The 20,271-nt window shown below is 72.1% G+C and carries 17 protein-coding genes; 11 read left to right on the forward strand and 6 right to left on the reverse strand.

The window, feature by feature from the left end; genetic code table 11:
• The first annotated feature begins 295 nt into the window (after nt 1–295).
• Nucleotides 296–691, forward strand: a complete 396-nt coding sequence (locus I6G21_RS05130) for an SIP domain-containing protein (protein ID WP_165870002.1) — start codon at nt 296–298, stop codon at nt 689–691.
• Between the two features lie 231 nt (nt 692–922).
• Nucleotides 923–2,671 carry an L-aspartate oxidase gene (locus I6G21_RS05135; RefSeq protein ID WP_232238569.1) on the forward strand — a complete coding sequence of 583 codons (1,749 nt, stop codon included), beginning with the start codon at nt 923–925 and terminating at the stop codon, nt 2,669–2,671.
• A gap of 70 nt (nt 2,672–2,741) precedes the next feature.
• Here the strand turns inward: I6G21_RS05135 and I6G21_RS05140 are convergent, their stop codons facing one another.
• From I6G21_RS05140 to nadE, 4 genes are read right to left on the reverse strand one after another with little or no spacing between them, the layout of a single operon-like run.
• A complete protein-coding gene (locus tag I6G21_RS05140; protein ID WP_064725005.1) occupies nt 2,742–3,821 on the reverse strand; it encodes a Gfo/Idh/MocA family protein in 1,080 nt (359 codons plus the stop codon).
• The gene (locus tag I6G21_RS05145) at nt 3,818–5,605 is read right to left on the reverse strand and encodes an AMP-binding protein (protein WP_129357967.1); all 1,788 of its coding nucleotides are present in this window, start codon (nt 5,603–5,605) and stop codon (nt 3,818–3,820) included. Before I6G21_RS05145 ends, I6G21_RS05140 begins: the two co-directional genes overlap by 4 nt.
• Complete coding sequence (locus I6G21_RS05150) at nt 5,602–6,231, reverse strand: HdeD family acid-resistance protein (protein WP_064725003.1); 630 nt, start codon at nt 6,229–6,231, stop codon at nt 5,602–5,604. Before I6G21_RS05150 ends, I6G21_RS05145 begins: the two co-directional genes overlap by 4 nt.
• Before the next feature lie 43 nt (nt 6,232–6,274).
• A complete protein-coding gene (nadE, locus tag I6G21_RS05155; RefSeq protein WP_058730614.1) occupies nt 6,275–7,105 on the reverse strand; it encodes an ammonia-dependent NAD(+) synthetase in 831 nt (276 codons plus the stop codon).
• A 322-nt stretch (nt 7,106–7,427) separates the two neighbouring features.
• Between nadE and I6G21_RS05160 the strand changes: the two genes are divergently transcribed.
• Nucleotides 7,428–8,624, forward strand: coding sequence for an acyl-CoA dehydrogenase family protein (locus tag I6G21_RS05160; RefSeq protein ID WP_058730613.1), 1,197 nt, complete (start codon nt 7,428–7,430; stop codon nt 8,622–8,624).
• A 42-nt stretch (nt 8,625–8,666) separates the two neighbouring features.
• Here the strand turns inward: I6G21_RS05160 and I6G21_RS05165 are convergent, their stop codons facing one another.
• Nucleotides 8,667–10,223: an FMN-binding glutamate synthase family protein gene (locus tag I6G21_RS05165; RefSeq protein ID WP_058730612.1), complete on the reverse strand. Its 1,557-nt coding sequence runs from the start codon at nt 10,221–10,223 to the stop codon at nt 8,667–8,669.
• A gap of 221 nt (nt 10,224–10,444) precedes the next feature.
• Here I6G21_RS05165 and I6G21_RS05170 point away from each other — a divergent pair, with 221 nt between their 5' ends.
• Nucleotides 10,445–11,851: an anthranilate synthase component I family protein gene (locus I6G21_RS05170; RefSeq protein WP_064725001.1), complete on the forward strand. Its 1,407-nt coding sequence runs from the start codon at nt 10,445–10,447 to the stop codon at nt 11,849–11,851.
• 139 nt (nt 11,852–11,990) lie between these two features.
• Nucleotides 11,991–13,658: an SLC13 family permease gene (locus I6G21_RS05175; RefSeq protein ID WP_064725000.1), complete on the forward strand. Its 1,668-nt coding sequence runs from the start codon at nt 11,991–11,993 to the stop codon at nt 13,656–13,658.
• Between the two features lie 57 nt (nt 13,659–13,715).
• Here I6G21_RS05175 and I6G21_RS05180 read toward each other — a convergent pair whose 3' ends face one another.
• Complete coding sequence (locus I6G21_RS05180) at nt 13,716–14,741, reverse strand: hypothetical protein (protein ID WP_197939467.1); 1,026 nt, start codon at nt 14,739–14,741, stop codon at nt 13,716–13,718.
• A gap of 199 nt (nt 14,742–14,940) precedes the next feature.
• On the opposite strand from I6G21_RS05180, the gene I6G21_RS05185 reads away from it, so the two are divergent.
• The 6 genes from I6G21_RS05185 (at nt 14,941) to fbaA (ending at nt 20,168) form a co-directional block, all read left to right on the forward strand.
• Entirely contained in the window at nt 14,941–16,206 is a 1,266-nt protein-coding gene (locus tag I6G21_RS05185; protein ID WP_058753771.1) for a chloride channel protein, read from the forward strand.
• Between the two features lies 1 nt (nt 16,207).
• Complete coding sequence (gene pyrE / locus I6G21_RS05190) at nt 16,208–16,804, forward strand: orotate phosphoribosyltransferase (protein WP_375542987.1); 597 nt, start codon at nt 16,208–16,210, stop codon at nt 16,802–16,804.
• A gap of 115 nt (nt 16,805–16,919) precedes the next feature.
• Nucleotides 16,920–17,561: a TrmH family RNA methyltransferase gene (locus tag I6G21_RS05195; protein WP_224799814.1), complete on the forward strand. Its 642-nt coding sequence runs from the start codon at nt 16,920–16,922 to the stop codon at nt 17,559–17,561.
• Nucleotides 17,562–17,875: 314 nt separating this feature from the next.
• Nucleotides 17,876–18,049 (forward strand): hypothetical protein, encoded by a 174-nt coding sequence (locus I6G21_RS05200; RefSeq protein WP_165596165.1) that lies wholly within the window; start codon nt 17,876–17,878, stop codon nt 18,047–18,049.
• Between the two features lie 127 nt (nt 18,050–18,176).
• The gene (locus I6G21_RS05205; protein WP_129357965.1) at nt 18,177–18,869 is read left to right on the forward strand and encodes a hypothetical protein; all 693 of its coding nucleotides are present in this window, start codon (nt 18,177–18,179) and stop codon (nt 18,867–18,869) included.
• Nucleotides 18,870–19,142: 273 nt separating this feature from the next.
• Nucleotides 19,143–20,168, forward strand: coding sequence for a class II fructose-bisphosphate aldolase (fbaA, locus tag I6G21_RS05210; protein ID WP_061225581.1), 1,026 nt, complete (start codon nt 19,143–19,145; stop codon nt 20,166–20,168).
• The last annotated feature ends 103 nt before the right edge of the window (nt 20,169–20,271 follow it).

Consider the following 20,271-nt stretch of genomic DNA (forward strand, 5'->3'; position numbering starts at 1 on the left):
ATGACTCGGCGCGGACGTTCTCTCCCGCGGCACCTCCCTCGCCGACCCGGCGCATTCGTTCCCGGATTCCATGTTTTTGGGAACGAGAGCGCCGTCTCGCGGGAAGGGGCGGGAACGGATGCGCCGTCTCGCGGGAGGCGGGAGGCCGGAGGCGTCAGAGGCAGGGGAAGGGTCGCACGGGGCGCGGCACCCTCCCCTCAGCTCCGACACTTCGTCAGTAAGTTAGGCAAGGCTTGCCTAAGCGTGAAGTTCGCACTACCGTTGCGGTGTGATGTCCCCGTCGATGAGGAACCCCATGCAGCATGAGGCACCGGTCCTGCTGGCCGGCAACCGCTCCGACATCGACCTCATGGCGGAGCTGATCCGCCAGCTGCCGCCGTGGGTGCACGGGCAGGTGCTCGTGGAGGTCCGGGAACTCGCCCACATCGAGGAGCTCGAGGTCCCCGCCGGACTCGCCGTGCACTGGCTCGTGCGGGAAAGCGCCCAGAGCCCGACGCCGCAGCCCGGCGCCAGACTCATCGACGCCGTGACCGCCTGGGTCGCCGAATGGGTCCCCGCCGAGGGATCCGACGACCCCGGCCCCGAGCTGATCTGGGTGGGCGGCAGCGACTGGCCCGAGGTCACCGGTCTGTGCCAGGACCTGATCCACCGCCACACCCGGCTGCACCTGCACCACGCCGACGTGTTCTGACCGGCAGCCCCAGGTGATCCGCAGGCCCCTTCCACCCGGAACCCGGACCCCGGAATCAGGAACCAGGACCCGGAACCCGGGCCCCGGGACCAGGAACCCGCCCCCACCCCGCCTCCAGACCCCCACCACCAGCCCCGACGGCACCCCGGGCCCGCGCGCCGTCGCCGCCGACGCTGCGGCCCACGCCCGAAACCACCCCCAACCCACCACCCCCGAACGAAGGAGTTCGCCATGAGCATGGACCAGGCTGCCCAGGAGCGTCACGTCAGCACCGAGGTGCTCGTCATCGGCACGGGAGGCGCGGGGCTGCGCGCCGCCATCGAGCTGTCCGAGCTGGGCCGGGACGTGCTGGCCGTGGGTAAGAGACCCAAGGCCGACGCCCACACCTCCCTGGCCGCCGGGGGCATCAACGCGGCCCTGGCCACGATGGACCCGGAGGACTCCTGGCAGCAGCACGCCGCGGACACCATCCGGGAGAGCTACGAGCTGGCCCACCCGGACATCGTGCAGATCGTCACCCAGGGCGCGGAGCAGGGCATCCGGGACCTGGAGCGCTACGGCATGAACTTCGCCCGGGAGGAGGACGGCCGGATCTCCCAGCGGTTCTTCGGTGCGCACACCTGGCGGCGCACCTCCTTCGCCGGGGACTACACGGGCCTGGAGATCCAGCGGACCCTGATCCACCGGGCCGAGCAGCTGGAGATCCCCATCCTGGACACCGTGTACATCACCCGGCTGCTGGTCAACGAGGACGGCGCGGTCTTCGGCGCCTACGGCTTCGACCAGGAGACCGGGCTGCGCTACGTCATCCAGGCCGACGCCGTGATCCTCGCCGCCGGCGGGCACAACCGCATCTGGCGGCGCACCTCCTCCCGACGCAACGAGAACACCGGGGACTCCTTCCGCCTGGCCGCGGAGGCCGGGGCGAAGATCCGCGACGCCGAGCTGGTGCAGTTCCAACCCTCCGGGATCCTGGAGCCGGAGGCCGACGCCGGCACCCTCGTCTCCGAGGCGGCCCGCGGGAAGGGTGGGATCCTGCGCAACGGCCTGGGGGAGCGGTACATGGCCCGCTACGACGCCGAGCGGATGGAGCTGTCCACCCGGGACCGGGTGGCCCTGGCCGGGTACACCGAGATCAAGGAGGGCCGCGGCACCGCCAACGGCGGGGTGTGGCTGGACATCTCCCACCTGCCGCGCGAGGTCATCATGGAGCGGCTGCCGCGGGTGTACCAGACCCTCATGGAGCTGCAGATGAAGGACGTGACCAAGGAGCCCATCGAGATCGCGCCCACCGCGCACTACTCGATGGGCGGGGTGTGGGTGGCCCCGGAGGACCACGGCACCGGGGTTCCGGGGCTGTACGCGATCGGGGAGGCCTCCTCCGGGCTGCACGGGGCCAATCGGCTGGGCGGGAACCCGCTGATCGAGCTGCTGGTCTTCGGGAGGATCACCGGGCAGGCCGCCGCCCGCTACTCCGAGCGGCTGCGGGTCCAGCGGCGCAGCCCCGAGGCCGTCGAGGCGGCCCGCCGGGAGGTGCGGGAGCTGCTGGCCGCCGACGGCGAGCAGAACGTGCGCGCCCTGCAGCGGGACATCCGCAACATCATGACCGAGCACTGCGGGGTGGTCCGGGACGAGCAGGGCCTCAGGCAGGGCCTGGCCGAGCTGGACGACGTCGAGCGCCGCGCCGCGGACATCGGGGTGCACCCGGACCTGGCCGGGTACTCCGAGCTGTCCCACGCCTTCGACCTGAAGTCCTCGATCCTCGCCGCCCGGGCGACCCTGCAGTGCGCCCTGGAGCGGCGGGAGACCCGCGGCTGCCACAACCGATCGGACTACCCGCAGCAGGACCCGGCCCTGCGGGTCAACATGATCTGGTCCGCGGACGGGACCGTGACCCGCGAGCAGATCCCGCCGGTCCCGGAGGAGATCCGGGCGCTGATGGGCGGGGAGGTTTCCCAGGAGGGCAAGCTCGTGGAGTAGCCGGGCCCGACGTCGCCCGAACGGACGATCACATGCCCGGCGGCCGGACCCGACGTCGCGTGCGGGTGCGCTACTCCAGCCCGGGGTAGCGCACCCCGATCTGCTCGCGGATCGCATCCAGCCAGGCCATCTGCCGCACCGAATCCGCCCACGGCATCACCGGGGACTCGGTGAGCCCCTGCTGGATGCAGCGGGTGGCCTCGCGCATCTCGTAGACGTACCCGCGGCCCACCGTCTCCACGCGCTCCTCGCGCACGGCACCGGAGGCGTCCGTGACGGTGAAGGAGACCGGCCGGTTCATCGGCGAGCCCACCTCCAGCACCCCCTCCTGCCCGGAGATCACGGCCCGGCGCGGCCCCTGGGAGGCCAGGGACAGGGTGATCTGCGCGGTGGCGGCCCCGCCCGGGGCGTCGTCGAAGGCCGCGGTGATGCTGGTCAGCGCGTCCACGGACCCACGCCTGATCGCGCTCGCGGTGAATCCGGTGGGCTCCCCGAAGGCCAGCCAGGGCCAGTGCAGCCCGTAGCAGCCCATGTCCAGCAGGGCCCCGCCGCCGGCGTCCTCGCGCCACAGCCGGTGCTCGACGTCGGCCGGGCCGCGGAAGCCCAGATCGACCTGCGCCCACCGCGGCGCGCCGATCTCCCCGGCGGCCAGCACCTCGGCGATGCGCGCGCGGATCGGCAGGAACCGGGTCCACAGCCCCTCCATGAGGAACAGCCCCCGTTGATCCGCCAGCTCGACGACGTCGCGGGCCTGCGCCGCGGTGATGGTCAGGGCCTTCTCGCACACCACGTGCTTGCCGGCCTCGAGGGCCGCCGTGATGTGCTCGTGGTGCTGCCCGTGCGGGGTCGCGATGTAGACGATCTCCACCTCCGGGTCCGCCAGCATCCGCGCCATCCCGTCCGGCCCGCCGTAGGCCCGGCCCACCCCGAGCTCCTCGGCGAAGGCGCGCGCGGACTCCTCGGTGCGGGAGGAGACCCCCACCAGGCGGGCGTCGGCCAGCAGGGCGATGTCCGGGGTCACCTTCCGGGCGATCGCCCCCGTGGAGACGATGCCCCAGCCGAGGGTGCGCCCGGTGGCGGTGCGGGGGTCGCTCGCGCGCGGATCGGGTGCGCCCGGCTCGGCGGCGGCTCGTGCGGTCTCGGTGCTCATCGGCGTCTCCTCAGCCCGGGGAAGTCGGCCTCCGCGTACTCGGCGGCCTCTCCCGGGGCCGGGGTGCGCTCGCTGTCGGGCCCGTGCAGGCGCTGCTCGCGCTCGCGCAGCTCCACGCGCCGGATCTTCCCGGACACGGTGCGCGGCAGGGCCTCGGCGAACTCCAGGCGGCGGATCCGGGCGTAGGGGGCCAGGCGCTCACGGCAGTGCGCCAGCACGGATTCGGCCAGCTGCGCCCCCGCCTGCGCGTCGGCAGCCGGCAGCACGTACACCTTGGGCACGGCCAGACGCACCGGGTCCGGGGAGGGCACGACGGCGGCCTCCGCGACCTCGGGGTGCTCCAGCACCACGGCCTCCAGCTCGAAGGGGGAGAGCTTGTAGTCGCTGGCCTTGAACACGTCATCGTCCCGGCCCACGTACGTGTACAGCCCGTCCTCGTCCCGGCGCATCACGTCCCCGGTGCGGTACAGCCCGTCCCGCAGGGTCCGCTCGGTGCGCTCCGGGTCCCCGACGTAGCCAGTCATCAGGCCCACCGGACGCGGGTCCGTGCGCAGGCAGGCCTCCCCCTGCCCGGGCCCGGTGATCAGCTGACCGGTGGACGCGTCCAGCAGCTCGACGTCGAAGCCCGGAGCGGGACGGCCCAGCGCCCCGGCCTTCAGCGGCATCCCCGGGGTGCTGGCGATCTGCACGGTGGTCTCGGTCTGCCCGAAGCCGTCCCGGATCTCCACGCCCCAGGCCTCCTGCACCCGGGTGATCACCCGGGCATCCAGCGGCTCCCCGGCGGAGACGGCCTCCCGGGGCGGGGTGCGCAGCCGGGTCAGGTCCGCGCGGATCAGCATCCGCCACACCGTCGGCGGGGCGCAGAAGCTCGTCACGGACTCCCGCTCCATCACGGCCATCAGCGCGGCGGCGTCGAAGCGGGAGTAGTGGTGCACCAGCACCGTGGCCTCCGCGATCCACGGGGCGAAGAAGTTGGACCAGGCGTGCTTGCCCCACCCGGGGGAGGCCACGTTCAGGTGCACGTCCCCGGGGCGCAGCCCGATCCAGTACATCGTGGACAGGTGCCCGATGGGGTACGAGGCGTGGGAGTGCTCCACGAGCTTGGCCCTGCTGGTGGTCCCCGAGGTGAAGTACAGCAGCAGCGGGTCCTCGGCCCGCGTCGGCTCCAGGATCTCCAGGCACGCCGACTCTACCCGGGAGTCCTCGTAGGCGGCGTGCGGGTGGGCCCCGGCGGGGGAGGTGACGCGGGAGGCGGCCTCCGGGCCGGTCTCGATGACGGTGAACTCGCCGTCGACCTCGGCGAACTTGCCGACGCTGCCCGGGCCGACCACGACCCAGGACACCTGCCCGCGCTCCACCCGGTCCTGCAGGTCCCGGGGGCCGAGCATCGTGGTGGTGGGCAGCAGGACCGCCCCGAGCTTGGTCCCGGCGAGCATCGTCTCCCACAGCTCCACCTGGTTGTCCAGCATCACCAGGATGCGGTCCCCGCGGGCGACACCCAGCTGCCGCAGCCACACGGCCACCCGGGAGGAGCGCTCGGACATCTGCCGGTAGGTGATCCGCTGGGAGGTCCCGTCCTCCTCCACGATCACCAGGGCCTCCTGCTCGGCCCGCTCCGGGGTCGCGGCGACGGCGTCGAACCAGTCCAGGGCGAAGTTGAAGTGCGTCGGGCGCGGCCAGCGGAAGGCCTCCCGGGCGGCGTCGAGATCCTCGCGCAGCTCGAGCAGGAGGTCCCGGGCGGCGCGGAACTCGACGGCGCCGGGATGAGCGGGAGCGGTGCTCACTTGGTCTCGCCCTCGATGACGTCGCCGGTGTCCAGCGGGGAGCGGGTGCGCCGGGTGGTGCCGTCTACGGTGCCGTACTGCTGGCGGAACTGCGCCTCGGCCCGGCGCAGGCCGTTGCCCACGCGGCGGAAGACGAGGCCGGCGGCGATCATCGCGAACCCGGAGAACAGGGCCAGCACCCCGAGCAGGATGCTCAGGGCCCCGGCGCCGGCGACGGGGTTGAACAGCAGGATCAGGGCGAGCAGGATCCACAGGATCCCGACGAGCACGCCCAGGCCGCGTCCGGGCCCCGGGGTGGAGGTGGCCGCCATCAGGCTGAGCACACCGCGCACGATGAGCCACACGCCCACGATCCACACGACGGCGGTGACCCCGGCGGCCGGGGCGAACAGGGCGACGATGCCGACGAGCGCGGTGAGGATCCCGGACCACAGGCCCCAGGCGCGCATGCCCCGGCCGGAGCGGGCCGCGAACACGGCCTCGGCGATGCCGGCGACCACGAGGAAGGCCCCGACGATCATGACCACGGCCATGGCGGTGTGCACGGGCCAGAACAGGGCGACCAGGCCGAAGATCACGGCCAGGACTCCGGTGACCAGGATGGTGGTGGACGAACGGGGGATCACGGTGATGCTCCTCGACTCGGGTCAGGGGGAGCGGGTCCGCTCCCTACCGGTCATTCTTCCACCACGGGTCCACCAGGGAGACCGGGGTGGTGCGCTTGTGTCGGGTGATGAGGTAGCGGCGCTCGATGGCCTCGGCCTGCTCCGCGGTCACCTCGCGGCCCTCCAGGTAGTCGTCGATGACGTCGTAGGTGATGCCCAGCTCATCCTCGTCCTCCCGGCCGGGGGTCGCATCCAGCAGATCCGCGGTGGGCTTCTTGGTCCACACGGCCTCGGGGGCGCCGAGCTCGCGCAGCAGGGCCTGGTTCTGGCGCTTGTCCAGCCCGAACAGCGGGAGGATGTCCGCCCCGCCGTCGCCGTACTTGGTGAAGAATCCGGTGACGGACTCCGCGGCGTGGTCCGTGCCGATCACCAGCAGGCTCCGGTCCCCGGCGATGGCGTACTGGGCGATCATGCGCTGGCGGGCCTTGACGTTGCCCTTGGTGAAGTCCGTGAGGTCCGCACCGGTAGCCGCGCGGTAGACCCGCTCGATGCCGGTGGTGGCCGGTTCGACGTCGAAGACCAGGGAGGTCTGCGGGCGGATGAACTCCAGGGCGCGCTGGGCGTCGGCCTCGTCGGCCTGGGTGCGGTAGGGCAGGCGCACCGCGACGAACTCGGCCTCGGTGCCCTCGGCGGCCAGTCGCTCGACGGCGAGCTGGGCGAGCCTGCCGGCCAGCGAGGAGTCGATACCGCCGCTGATGCCGAGGACGAAGCCCTTGGCCCCGGTGAGCCTCAGGTACTCGCACAGGAAGCCGACGCGCCGGTCGATCTCCTCGGCGGGGTCGATCTGCGGGCGCACGCCCATCTCGTCGATGATCTGCTGCTGGAGTTCGCGCATGGGGCCATGCTACGTCCGGGGTGTCGCCACTTGAATAGTCAACCCCTGGGGTAGAGGACGGAATCTGCAGTCGCTGAATATTCAGCTCCCGTGGCGCTGCCTGAATATTCAGCTGCGGCGCACGACGACGGTGCCACCCACCCCGCTGAATATTCAGTTCCGACGCACGACGACGGTGCCGCTCCCGCGCTGAATATTCACCAGCGGGCGGGCCGGTCGCGGACCTCTTCCGTGCCGGACCGGTACACGGAACGGTCGGTACCGGGTACTAGACTGTGATGCGGCCTACCCTGCACCGCCGAGCACCTCGAAGGAGAGCCCCGTGCCCGTGAACCCCGAACCCCGCTACGACCTGGAGACCCCCGAGGACCTGGACTACCTCGGCGCCTTCGCCGGAGCCACCGACGCCGACCGGGAGGCCTGGGGCGCTGCCCGCACCTACGGCCGGGAGATCCTGCCGCGGATGAATGAGGCCTGGCAGAAGGCCGAATACCCCCTCGATCTGGTCGCCAAGATGGGCGAGGCGGACCTGCTCACCGACGGCCTGGACATCCCCGGGCACCGGAAGCTCTCCCCGCTGGGCGCCGGACTCGTGAACATGGAGATCTCCCGCTGGGACGGCTCCATGGCCACCGCCCTGGCCGTGCAGGGCGGGCTGGCCCTGCGCTCCATCGCCCTGTTCGGCTCCGAGGAGCAGAAGCAGCGCTACGTGGAGGACCTGGTCACCGGGCGGGTCTGCGGCGCCTTCGCCCTGACCGAGCCGGAGCACGGCTCGGATTCCGTCTCCCTGGAGACCAGTGCTGTGCGCGACGGCGACGAGTACGTCATCACCGGGGAGAAGAAGTGGATCGGCAACGGCGCGGCGGGCGGCATCACCGTGGTCTGGGCCCGAGACGAGGACGGGAACGTGCGCGGCTTCATCGTCCCGCAGGACACTCCCGGCTACGAGGCCGAGGTGATCACCGGCAAGGGCGCGCTGCGCGCGATCGACCAGGCCCGCATCTCCCTGAACGGGGTGCGCGTGCCGGCGTCGAACCTGCTGCCCGGGGTCGCCCGCTTCAAGGAGGTCTCCGCGGTGCTCGTGGAGACCCGCGTCGGGGTGGGGTGGTCCGCGCTGGGCCACGCCGTCGCCGTGTTCGAGGCGGCCCTGGCCTATTCGCGCCAGCGCGTGCAGTTCGGCAAGCCGCTGGCGAAGTTCCAGATGGTCCAGGAGCGGCTGGTGGAGATGCTCTCCGACATCACGGACATGCAGCTGATGAGCGCGCAGATCGCCCGCCTGCAGACCGAGGGGATCCTGCGGGACCAGCAGGCCAGCCTGTTCAAGGTGCACAACACGGTCCGGGCCCGCCGGGTCGCGGCCACCGCCCGGGACATGCTCGGCGGCAACGGGATCCTGCTGGAGAACCACGTGATGCGCCATGTCGCGGACATCGAGGGCATCCACACCTACGAGGGCACCGAGTCCATCCAGCGGCTGATCGTCGGGCGGGACATCACCGGCCAGTCGGCCTTCGCCTGAGCCCGGGCACGACGGCGCCCCGCAGGTCCGGATCCCGGGGGCTCAGCTGCGGGAGTGGTGGCGGCGGGGCACCGCGAAGCTGTCCGCATCCGCCCGCTCCCAGCGGCGCATCCAGAACTCGGGGGCCGTGCCCTCCACCAGGGAACGGGGCTCGAGCCAGTCGTAGAGCTCCTCGTAGGACTGCGTGTGGGTGGAGTCGATCCGGTGCATCACGTGCTCCGGGCCCAGATCCTTGAAATCGGACAGCCCCATCGAGGCGAGGATGCGCCGGGCCGAGCGCATCACGCCCGCGTGATAGGCCCGCACCCGCTGGGCCTTGTCCTCCACGTCCACCCCGCGGGAGAGCCACGGATCCTGCGTGGCCACCCCGGAGGGGCAGCGGTTGGTGTTGCACCGCTGCGCCTGGATGCACCCGGTGGCCATCATCATCCCGCGCGCGGAGTTGGTGAAGTCCGCGCCCAGCGCGATCCGGCGCACGACGTCGGCCCCGCCGACCACCTTCCCGGCCGCCCCGATCGCGACTCGGTCCCGCAGCCCGGCACCCACCAGGGCGTTGTGCACGATGATGATCCCGTCCGTCAGCGGCACCCCCACGGAGTCCTCGTACTCCACCGGTGCCGCGCCGGTGCCGCCCTCGGAGCCGTCCACGGTGATCCAGTCCGGGGTGATCCCGGTGTCCAGCATGGCCTTGCACAGGGAGAGCACCTCGATGCGCGAGCCCACACAGAATTTGATGCCCACCGGCTTGCCGTCGGCCCCGCGTCGCACCCGGTCCACGAACTCCAGCAGCTCGCGCGGCGTGGAGAACTCGGGGTGCGCGGCGGGGGAGATCACGTCCTGGCCCATCGGGACCTCGCGGGTCTCCGCGATCTTCCGCGTCACCTTCGACGCCGGCAGCACCCCGCCGATCCCGGGCTTGGCGCCCTGGCTGATCTTGATGAGCACGCCCTTGACCTGCGGCAGGGCGGCCTTGCGGGCGAAGACCTCGTCGTCGAAGCGTCCCTCCTCGGTGCGGCACCCGAAGTACCCGGAGCCGAACTCCCAGATGATGTCCGCCCCGTGCTCCAGGTGGTACTCGCTGAGCCCGCCCTCCCCGGTCTCCTGGGAGAACCCGCCCAGGGCGGCGCCCTTGTTCATGGCCAGCACGGCGTTGGCGGACAGGGCGCCGAAGCTCATCGAGGAGATGTTGAACAGGGAGATCTCGTACGGTCGGGTGCAGTCCGGTCCGCCCAGGCGCTGGCGCGGCTCCTCCTCCATCACGGGCACGGGGGACATGGTGTGGCGCAGGTAGTCCTGTCCCGGCTGGAGGACCTTCCGCTCCGTGCCGAAGGCCTGCTCCCCGCCCAGGCCCTTGGCGTACTGGTAGATCATCGAGCGGGTGTCGCGGTCGAAGGGTCGACCGTCGTAGCTGCTCTCGATGAAGTACTGCTGGATCTCCGGGCGGATCCGCTCCATCGCGAAGCGGGCATGGCCCAGGAGGGGGAAGGTGCGCAGGATCGAGTGGCGCGGCTGCAGGGCGTCCCGCACGGCCAGGCCTGCGAGTCCGGCCGCGCCGGCGGCGGCTGCGGAGCGGACGATGCGACGGGAGAGCGAGGCCATGGGGGCTCCTCCTGAAGTGGTGGATAGCGGCAGTATGTGTGCTGCGCTTCAGCCTATGCCCGCGGGCCCGGCCGAGCCGTCGGTAGGATCGCAGGGACTCCCGACCCACCCCCCAGGAAGCGAGGAACCATGGCACCGCGCCCCTTCCCGCCGCGGGTCTTCGCAGTCCTCCGCGGGGAACCGACCCCGCAGGGTCGCGCCATCGCGGCGGGTCGCGGGCGGTGAGCGACGCCGTCCGGGCGCATGAGCTGCCCACGGGCCTGAGCGCGCAGGAGCTGGCGCCCATCATCCTCCTGGACCGTGGGCCCTCACCCGCCGGTTCCCCGGCCGACGTCGAGCGGGTGGCCTGGTGGCTGGACACCTCCGCCACGGGATCGGGGTGGAGCGCCCTGGGTGCTGCGGCATCCGAGGATCTGCGCACCGGAGCGGGCTTCGCCGTACCCGCCCCGCAGGAGCCTCCCGCGCCCGTGCCGGGGCTGCCGGAGGACGCTCCGGCCCTGCACGGCGGAGAGGTCGGGTTCTTCGGGTACGAGGCCGCGGCGGATCTGGAGGACTTCCGCGCAGACTCCCGGCCCCCGCGCGCGGCGCCCACCCCGGACTCCTGGTGGGTGCGGGTGCGCCGCCACGTCCTGGTCGACCACCGCACGGGGCGCGCTTGGGCCGTCGGAGACCCCGCCTGGGTCCGGAGGATCGCCGATGCGGTGCGCGACGCCGTCGATGGAGCAGAGCCGCAGGCGGCCTTACCGTCAGCCCTGGGCCGCTGGGCCGACGTCGTCCTGCCCGCCCCGGACCGCACCGGGTACGAGACCGCCGTGCGCGCCGCGCTGGCCGAGATCCGCGAGGGGAACTCCTACGAGGTCTGCCTCACCGCCGAGACGCACGCACCGCTGGCGGGACCGCTGAGCCTGCCGACGGCCCTGGGCCTCTACCTCGCCCAGCGCCGGGCGAATCCGGCCCCGCACGCGGCCTTCCTGTGGGGCGGGGATTTCGCGGTGCTGTGCTCCTCACCCGAGCGGTTCCTGCGGGTCGCGGCCGACGGGTGGTGCGAGGCGAAGCCCATCAAGGGCACCGCGGCCCGCAGCGCGGACTCGCAGGTCGACGCGGATTGCGCCCGCGCCCTGGCCGCCGACCCCAAAACCCGGGCCGAGAACCTCATGATCGCGGACCTGATGCGCAACGACCTCTCCCGGGTCTGCCGCCCGGGCAGCATCCGGGTGCCGGTGCTGTTCGGGGTGGAGACCTACGCCAGCGTCCACCAGCTGGTCTCCACCGTGCGCGGGAGGCTGCGCCCCGGGCGCACCGCGGCGGACCTGCTGGCCGCGTGCTTCCCGCCCGGGTCCATGACCGGGGCGCCCAAACCGCGGACCCTGGAGATCATCGACCGGCTGGAGGGCCGGGCCCGCGGGATCTACTCCGGGACCCTCGGGTGGATCGGCGCGGACGGGACGGCGGACCTCGCCGTCGTGATCCGCACCCTCGTGCTGACCCGCGGCGAGGACCCGGAGGCGACGACGGCCAGTATCGGCGCCGGCGGAGCGATCGTCGCGGACTCGGACCCGGCGGCCGAATACGAGGAGATGCTCGCCAAGCTGCGCGCCCCGCTGCCCCCGGGCTGGCGGATCGGCTGACGCGGATCCCAGCTACCCGCCCCGAAGCGTCCGTCGCGGCTCGGCGCGGCGTCGTCACGAGTGGGTCACACGGCGGGGGGACGGCTAGGGTCGGTGGCACCGATCACTCAGCGTCGAGAGGAAGGCCAGGTCCGCCGCCATGGAGCATCCGCACGTCACCGGGGATCACCTGCGCAGCTACGAACCGAACCCCACCCAGGCCATCGGCCAGGTGCAGCTCTCCCGGGGTCAGCGCAGCCCCGCCGTGGAGCGCGGCGAGCGGACCAAGCGCCTGCTCGGCCTGATCGGCGGGCCCGTGCTCGCCGTGCTGGTCTGGTTCCTGCTGCCCGCCGATCAGATGCCGGACTCCGCGCGGCTGACCGGCGCCGTCGCCGTGCTGATGGGCGTGTGGTGGATGACCGAGGCCCTGCCGATCCCCGCCACCGCCCTGATCCCGCTCATCGTGTTCCCCATCTTCGAGGACGGGGTGAAGTTCGACGACGTCGGCGCCTCCTACGGCAACAACGTGATCTTCCTGTTCATGGGCGGATTCCTCCTCGCCCTGGCCATGCAGCGGTGGAACCTGCACCGGCGCATCGCGCTGCTGACCCTGAAGGTCATGGGCACCAGGCCCTCCGCGATGGTCGCCGGCTTCATGATCGCCACCGGATTCCTGTCCATGTGGGTCTCCAACACCGCCACCGCCGTGATGATGCTGCCCATCGGCGTCTCCGTGCTGACCCTGGTGCTGAACATCGGCAAGGAGCAGACGGCCTCGGCCTCGACGGCCGACGCCGAGGGGCAGGCGGACTCGGGGCAGGCCGCGGAGGAGCCCGGCTTCGGCGGGGAGCCGGGCGAACCCCAGGACGAGGCGCAGCGGGAGATCATCAAGTCCAACTTCGGCACCGCCCTGATGCTGGGCATCGCCTACGCCGCCTCCATCGGCTCCCTGGCCACCCTGATCGGCACCCCGCCCAACACGCTGCTGCGCGGCTACATGGCCGACACCCACGGCATCGAGATCGGCTTCGGGCACTGGATGCTGGTCGGGGTCCCGCTGGCCGTCGTCGGGCTGGTGATCTGCTGGTTCATGCTCACCCAGGTGCTGTTCCGTCCGGAGATCAAGGAGATCCCCGGGGGCCGGGAGCTGATCCGCCACGAGATGCAGAAGCTGGGGCGCATGAGCCGCGGCGAGATGCGGGTCCTGGTGATCTTCGTGCTCGCGGCCGCCGCGTGGATCGGGGTGCCGCTGATCTGGGGCAAGGAGGCGTCGATCTCCGACGCCGGCATCGCCATCGCGGTGGGGGTGCTGCTGTTCCTGATGCCCGCCGGGGCGAAGAAGGGCGTGCGCCTGTTGGACTGGGACACCGCGGTCAAGCTGCCGTGGGGCGTGCTGCTGCTGTTCGGCGGCGGTCTGGCCCTGTCTGGGCAGTTCACCTCCTCCGGGCTGACCGAGTGGATCGGGCAGAAGGCGGCCGGGCTGGAGGGGATCCCCGTGGTGCTGATCGTGGCGCTGGTGGCCTGCCTGGTCCTGTTCCTCACCGAGCTGACCTCCAACACCGCGACGGCGGCCACCTTCCTGCCCGTCGCCGGCGGGGTGGCGATGGGCATGGGCCTGGAGCCGATGCTGCTGGCGATCCCCGTGGCTCTGGCCGCGACCTGCGCCTTCATGCTGCCGGTGGCCACCCCGCCGAACGCCATCGCCTACGGCTCCGGCTACGTGACCATCGGGCAGATGGTCAAGGGCGGATTCTGGCTGAACCTGATCTTCCTGGTGCTGGTCACCGCGACCACCATGACCCTGGCGGTCTGGGTCTTCTCCCTCTGAACCCTGGTTCCTCTGAAACCTGGTCCCGCGGCGCCCGGGCCGCCGGCCCGGCCTCGGCTACCCCTGCCCGGCGTAGGGAAGGGAGTACAGCGGGCTACGCAGAGACCCGGCCTCCTGGCCCGTGACGAAGAGGAAGAAGTGGTGCTGGGCCCCGGCGGCATCGCTGTAGGTGAACGTGTACCGCCCGGAGCGCAGCTGCTTCAGTCCCTCCCCGGTCAGGGCCGGGGCGCCGTCGGCGGTGGTGGACCAGCGCAGCCCCTGGATGGTGCCGGAGATCCACCGGCCGGTGGCCGCGTCCACGTACCCGGCCCGCGGCACGCTCAGCCCGGAGGTGTCCATCTGGCCGGTCGCGGCCCCGCCCTCGACCTGCCCCATCGGCAGCTCGGAGAAGCCCTGTTGGACCGTCGGGACCCCGGTGATGTTCCGGGCGTTGCCGGTGGGACCGGGCAGGTCGCTGCCCATCTGGTACTGCACCGCGCCGAGGAGGATCTCCGGCTCGGCGGGGACCCCGCCCTGCGCGTCCAGCGGACCCCGGACCTGCACCATGTAGTTCATCTTGTCCGCGAGCAGGGTGGAGAAGGCGTCCTGCTCCAGGGAGAACACCCCGCCGCGGACCTGCACCTCGGCGGTCGCGCCCTCGCGCCCATCCCCGACGGAGACCTGGTAGGTCCCGTCCGGGGCGGTGCCGCCGTCGGCGGTGCGCAGGGTCTGCTCCGGGCTGCCCAGCCCGTTGGGGGACATGGAGCCGCGGCTGCCGGCGGCGCCGAGCTGGTCCGCGGTCACCGGCAGGGGTGCGGTGCCGTCGAAGGACAGGGCCGCATCCGCCGGGGCGCTGCTCGTCGCGGTGGCCCCGGTGGGCTCGCCGCTCGGCGCGGGGGAGGTCGTCCCCGACGCCGTCCCTCCGGTCGCGGCGCTGGCGGCGGCGGTGGTGGGAGCCGGGGAGGAATCGGCGTCGGTCCCGCTCGAGCCGCACCCGCTCAGGGTCAGGGCGGCGACGCCGAGCGCGGTCATCGCGACGGCGCGTCGGCGGCCGGTGGGCAGTCGGTGTGTGGTGGGCTGGTGCCGCTGGGTCATCGTGGTCATCTCCTCATCCGATGTCCGCTCGGCCGCCCGGCCCGGCGCCGGGGGCCCCGCCTCACCGGGAGGCGGTATGACTCCGAGCATAGTGAGCAAGGCCACAGCAGACCATGGGGGTGGTCCGGGGTCGACGTCGGTGCGTGCGGTCCGCCGGTCGGCGCGCGGCGAAGGAGTGGGGCGGGTCGGGGCGGATAGGATGACGCTCGTGTCCGCCGCCCCCGTGTTCCGCCCCCGCCTCCTGCTCGCCATGGTGCTGATCGGCGTCGCCTCCGGCCTCGGTGGGGCGGCGATGTCCTGGACCCTGCACGCGGTGCAGCACCTGTGCTTCGGCACCGCCGCGAGCCCCTACACGGACCCGTACTCCGAGGTGGACGGCCCTCGGCGCGTCTTGGCTCTGCTGATCGTCGGGGCCGTGGTCTCCCTGCTGTGGTGGCTGCTGCGCCGCCCGCAGCCGCCGGTGCAGTCCGTGAAGGGCATGGTCGCCGGGGACACCCCGGTGCGGCGTCGACCCCCGATGCTGCGCGGGATCGTCAACTCCTTCGCGCAGGTGATCGCCGTGGGCGGCGGGGCCTCGATCGGCCGGGAGGTGGCTCCCCGGGAGATCGGCGCGCTGTTCGCCGGGCGGATCGGGGACGCCCTCGGGCTGGACCCGGCGCAGCGGCGGACCATGGTGGCCTGCGGGGCGGCGGCGGGCCTGGCCGCGGTGTACCACGTGCCCCTGGCCGGGGCGGGCTTTGCCCTGGAGATCCTGCTGGCCTCCTTCACCCTGGACTGCGCGGTGCTGGCCCTGGGCACCTGCGCCCTGGCGACGATCGTCGCCCGACTGACCGTCTCCCCGCTGCCCTTCTACCGGGTCGAGGCCCTGGAGGGGAGCTGGCCGGTGCTGCTGGCGGCCGTGGCGGTGGGGCTGGTGCTGGCCCTGCCCGCGCTGGGCTTCCGCCGCGTCGTCGCGCGCGTGCAGTCCCGCCGCCTGACCGGCTGGCGCCAGCTGCTCGGTCTGCCGCTGGCCTTTCTGCTCACCGGGGCGGTCTCCCTGGCCCTGCCGCAGGCCCTGGGCAACGGCCTGGCCGCGGCCCAGTGGGCCTACGACGGCGGCGCCCCCGGCACGGCCGCCGTGCTGCTGGGGGTCAAGGCCTTGCTGATCCTGGCCACCCTGGGAGCGGGGGCGGTGGGCGGCACCCTGACCCCCGGGTTCTCTCTGGGCGCGGTGGCCGGTGCGCTGCTGGGGGATCTGGCGGCGCTGGCCCTGCCCGGAACGGATCCGACCCCGTGGGCGCTGCTGGGGGCCGCCGCCTTCCTCGCGGTGTCCATGAACGCCCCGCTGACCGCGATCCTGCTGACCATCGGCTTCACCGATCAGCCGGCCTCCGCGTTCCTGCCCATCGTCCTGGCCGTGGCGGTCGCCTACGCCTGCGCCCGCCTGGTGACGACCCGGGCCGAGACCGGGACGGAGACGGGCCCCCGCCCGTAGAATGGGCGCCATGACTTCCTCCCTGTCCCAGACCCCGTCCATCGACGCGGCCCGTGAGCGGCTGCGCGACCTCATCGTGGAGCTCGCTGTGGTGCGCGGCAAGGTCACCCTGGCCTCCGGGCTGGAGGCCGACTACTACGTGGACCTGCGCCGCATCACCCTGCACCACGAGGCCTCCCGCCTGGTGGGCCAGGTCATGCTGGACCTGCTGGACCGCCACGGCATCGAGTTCGCCGCGGCCGGCGGGCTGACGATGGGCGCGGACCCGGTGGGCACCGCGATCATGCGCGCGGCCGGGGATCAGGACCGCCCGGTGGACGCCTTCGTGGTGCGCAAGGCGCAGAAGTCCTACGGGATGGGGCGCCAGGTGGAGGGCCCCTCGGTGGAGGGCCGCGACGTCGTGGTCGTGGAGGACACCTCCACCACCGGCGGCTCCGCGCTGACCGCGGTGGAGGCGCTGCGCGCGGCCGGAGCCAACGTGGTGGCCGTGGCCGTGATCGTGGATCGCGCCACGGGAGCGAAGGAGCGGATCGAAGAGGCCGCGGGCGTGCCCTGCCTGTACGCCTACTCCAAGTCCGAGCTCGGCCTGGACGACTGACCCGGTGACCGACCGGGATCCGAGCGCGCCCGACGACGCCGCATCGGCCGACGCCGCTTCCCCCGAGACCGCTGCCTCCGACTCCGGTCCCGCGGCCCCGGAGGACTCCGCGACCATCCCGCCCGGGCACGTCGTCGGCGTGGGTCCGTGGGAGGGGCCGTGGCCGCAGGGCCCGCAGTGGGACCCGCAGCTGCTGACCGAGGGGGACCGGCGCAACGTCGCGGATCAGTACCGGTACTGGCGCACCGAGGCGATCGTCGCGGAGCTGGACACCCGCCGGCACGGCTTCCACGTGGCGATCGAGAACTGGCAGCACGACCTGAACATCGGCTCCGTGGTGCGCACCGCCAACGCCTTCCTGGCCCGTGAGGTGCACATCGTGGGGCGACGCCGGTGGAACCGGCGCGGGGCCATGGTCACCGACCGGTACCAGCACGTGCGCCACCACGCCACGGTGGAGGAGTTCCGGGCCTGGGCCGAGGAGGCCGGGCTACCGGTGATCGGCATCGACAACTTCCCGGACTCCGTACCCCTGGAGACCTTCGATCTGCCGCGCGAGTGCGTCCTGGTCTTCGGGCAGGAGGGTCCGGGCCTGTCGGAGCCGATGAAGCAAGCCGCGCAGGCCACGCTGTCCATCGCGCAGTTCGGCTCCACCCGCTCCATCAACGCCTCGGCCGCGGCGGCCGTGGCCATGCACGCTTGGATCCGCAGGCACGCCTTCGGCCAGCATCCGGAAGGTCCGGCCCCTTCCGCCTGAGATGGCCCGTGACGGCGCGCCGCGATGCGTGATCGCGCAAGGAAAAGTGATGGATCCGTGACCTCTGCGCGCGATGGTCACGAAAAGGCGAACATTCTCCGAACGCGCCGGAAGAAAGCGCGCATCTCAGCATATGGATTCGCTGAGCGTCGCTATATCCGCAGGTCAGGAGTCTGTTTCCGAGGTGCAGCGAAAAAATACCGGGGATTTCGAGGCGAGCTCTTGTCGACCCCGGCGGGGTCGATAGCGTGAAATCGCAACCTCGATCCATGGGGCGAATCAAAGCGAATCCCTAACATAAGGAGCTGAGATCCATGGATACCGGTGACACCCAGAAGTCCGCTCGACGAACCATCGCCTCCGCGGCGGCGGCCGCGATGCTCGGCATCGGCGTCCTCGGGGCCTCCGCGGTCCCGGCCCAGGCCGCCCCCGCCGGCGGCACGGGGCTGTGCCAGGCGCCCACCGACGCCGGCTCCCCGGGGGGCTGAGCCCAACGAGGGTCAGTGGCTGGAGGGCCACGGCACGGCCCCGGCGGCCTTCACGCTGCCGCACCCGGCCGGTCAGTTCGGCGCGTTCGAGCAGAACGGCGTCTCCTCCCCGAAGTTCGAGGTGAAGGTGCCCGCCGGGGCCGGGGACTCGACCCTCGTGAACGCCCCGGATGGGCAGTACGACGTGAAGATCGGGGACGGCACCTGCGGCCAGACCCAGGTCTTCCCCGTGAAGGACGGGGTCCTGGACCTCTCCGAGCACCCCCTGATCGCCCAGGACCTGGGCCATCAGATGGTGCAGATCCGCGGCCCGGTGACCCCTGAGTTCGCCGAGGGCGCCGCGGGCGGGCCCATCTACCTGGACCCCGACGGTAAGCCCAGCTCCGCCCCGCAGCTGGAGATGGGCACCGTCTACTCCAACGGCGCGGACCTGGAGCCGGTCATGACGGAGGAGAACGCGCACCAGACCCGGGTCCTCGGGGTGCCCGTCCGCCAGATCGGGCTCGAGTCCCTGACGGTGGGGGCCGTGGATCCGCGGACCGCGGCCGAGGTGGTCGAGCAGAACCCGCAGGTGGACATCACCTATCGGGACTCCGTGACCGGCAATGCGGTGACCGTGGATGCCGGGACCACCTGGAAGCAGGATGGACCCACCGCGGCGGTCCTGGAGGGTGGGGTGCTCCCGCAGCTGCCCTCCGGCCGGTACACCCTGTCCTATCGGGACTCTGCTGGGGAGCAGCACCGGATGTTCCTGCTCCTGGGGGACGATGACCGCGATCCCCGGGCCGCGGATCAGCAGCTGTACTCGCTGCCCTACTGATCCGGGAACCCGGAAGGGGTGCCCGCTCCGGCCCATCACGGGCCGGGGCGGGCGCCCCCGTGTCCGGGGGGGGCGACGCCGCGGATGTGGGTTTCTGTGGGTTCGGTTCCGAAACACCGGGCCAAACCCTCTGGATCACACGCAATCCGTTGGTAGACTGAGGACCGAGCGAGCGACGGCGCACCCACCGCTGACGGGGGACGAGCACCGGACCGCTCGGAAGGCGCACCGCCAGACCGGCTGGCGCGCACGTCGTCGAAGAAGGAGCCTGCCATGCCCATTGCCACCCCAGACGTCTACTCGCAGATGCTCGACCGCGCCAAGGAGAAGGGCTTCGCCTACCCGGCGATCAACGTGACCTCCTCCCAGACCCTCAACGCCGCGATCCGCGGCTTCGCCGAGGCGGAGTCCGACGGCATCATCCAGGTCTCCACCGGCGGTGCGGCCTACTGGTCCGGCGCCTCCAAGAAGGACATGGTCGTCGGCTCCCTGGCCTTCGCCGCCTTCGCCCGCGAGGTCGCCCAGCAGTACGACGTCAACATCGCCCTGCACACCGATCACTGCCCCAAGGACAAGCTGGACGGCTTCGTGCTGCCCCTGCTGAAGAAGTCCGAGGAGGCCGTGGCCCGCGGCGAGGACCCGATCTTCAACTCCCACATGTGGGACGGCTCCGCGATCGCGCTGGATGAGAACCTCAAGATCGGCTCCGAGCTGATCGAGCGCACCGGCAAGGCCCACATCGTGCTCGAGGTGGAGATCGGCGCCGTCGGCGGCGAGGAGGACGGCGTGGTCGGGGAGATCAACGACTCCCTCTACACCACCACCGAGGACGCCCTGAAGACCATCGACGCGCTGGGCCAGAACGGGGAGAAGGGCCGCTACATGACCGCCCTGACCTTCGGCAACGTCCACGGCGTGTACAAGCCGGGCAACGTGAAGCTGCGCCCCGAGCTGCTGCAGCAGATCCAGTCCGAGGTCGGGCAGAAGCTGGGCAAGGACAAGCCCTTCGACCTCGTCTTCCACGGCGGCTCCGGCTCCACCGCCCAGGAGATCGCCGACGCCGTCTCCTACGGCGTCATCAAGATGAACGTGGACACCGACACCCAGTACGCGTTCACCCGTCCGGTGGCCGGGCACATGCTGGCCAACTACGACGGCGTGCTGAAGATCGACGGCGAGGTCGGCAACAAGAAGATGTACGACCCGCGCGTGTGGGGCGCCAAGGCCGAGGAGGGCATGGCCGACCGCGTGGTCGAGGCCTGCCAGAACCTCGGCTCCGCCGGCACCCGCATGAAGTAAGCGGATCCCGCGCAGTCCACGCCGCCCCCGGCCCTTCCCCCGCGGAAGGGACCCGGGGGCGGCGTCGTCGCGTCGGGCGGGATAGGCTGGCCGTCAACCCCGC

The organism is Rothia kristinae (assembly GCF_016028855.1).
Lineage (GTDB): Bacteria > Actinomycetota > Actinomycetes > Actinomycetales > Micrococcaceae > Rothia > Rothia kristinae.

Coding starts and splice junctions, on each gene's coding strand:
- I6G21_RS05130 (WP_165870002.1), top strand. CDS start 296: ATGCAGCATGAGGCACCGGTCCTGCTGGCCGGCAACCGCTCCGACATC.
- I6G21_RS05135 (WP_232238569.1), top strand. CDS start 923: ATGAGCATGGACCAGGCTGCCCAGGAGCGTCACGTCAGCACCGAGGTG.
- I6G21_RS05140 (WP_064725005.1), bottom strand. CDS start 3,821: ATGAGCACCGAGACCGCACGAGCCGCCGCCGAGCCGGGCGCACCCGAT.
- nadE (WP_058730614.1), bottom strand. CDS start 7,105: ATGCGCGAACTCCAGCAGCAGATCATCGACGAGATGGGCGTGCGCCCG.
- I6G21_RS05165 (WP_058730612.1), bottom strand. CDS start 10,223: ATGGCCTCGCTCTCCCGTCGCATCGTCCGCTCCGCAGCCGCCGCCGGC.
- I6G21_RS05175 (WP_064725000.1), top strand. CDS start 11,991: ATGGAGCATCCGCACGTCACCGGGGATCACCTGCGCAGCTACGAACCG.
- I6G21_RS05180 (WP_197939467.1), bottom strand. CDS start 14,741: ATGACCACGATGACCCAGCGGCACCAGCCCACCACACACCGACTGCCC.
- pyrE (WP_375542987.1), top strand. CDS start 16,208: ATGGGCGCCATGACTTCCTCCCTGTCCCAGACCCCGTCCATCGACGCG.
- I6G21_RS05200 (WP_165596165.1), top strand. CDS start 17,876: ATGGATACCGGTGACACCCAGAAGTCCGCTCGACGAACCATCGCCTCC.
- fbaA (WP_061225581.1), top strand. CDS start 19,143: ATGCCCATTGCCACCCCAGACGTCTACTCGCAGATGCTCGACCGCGCC.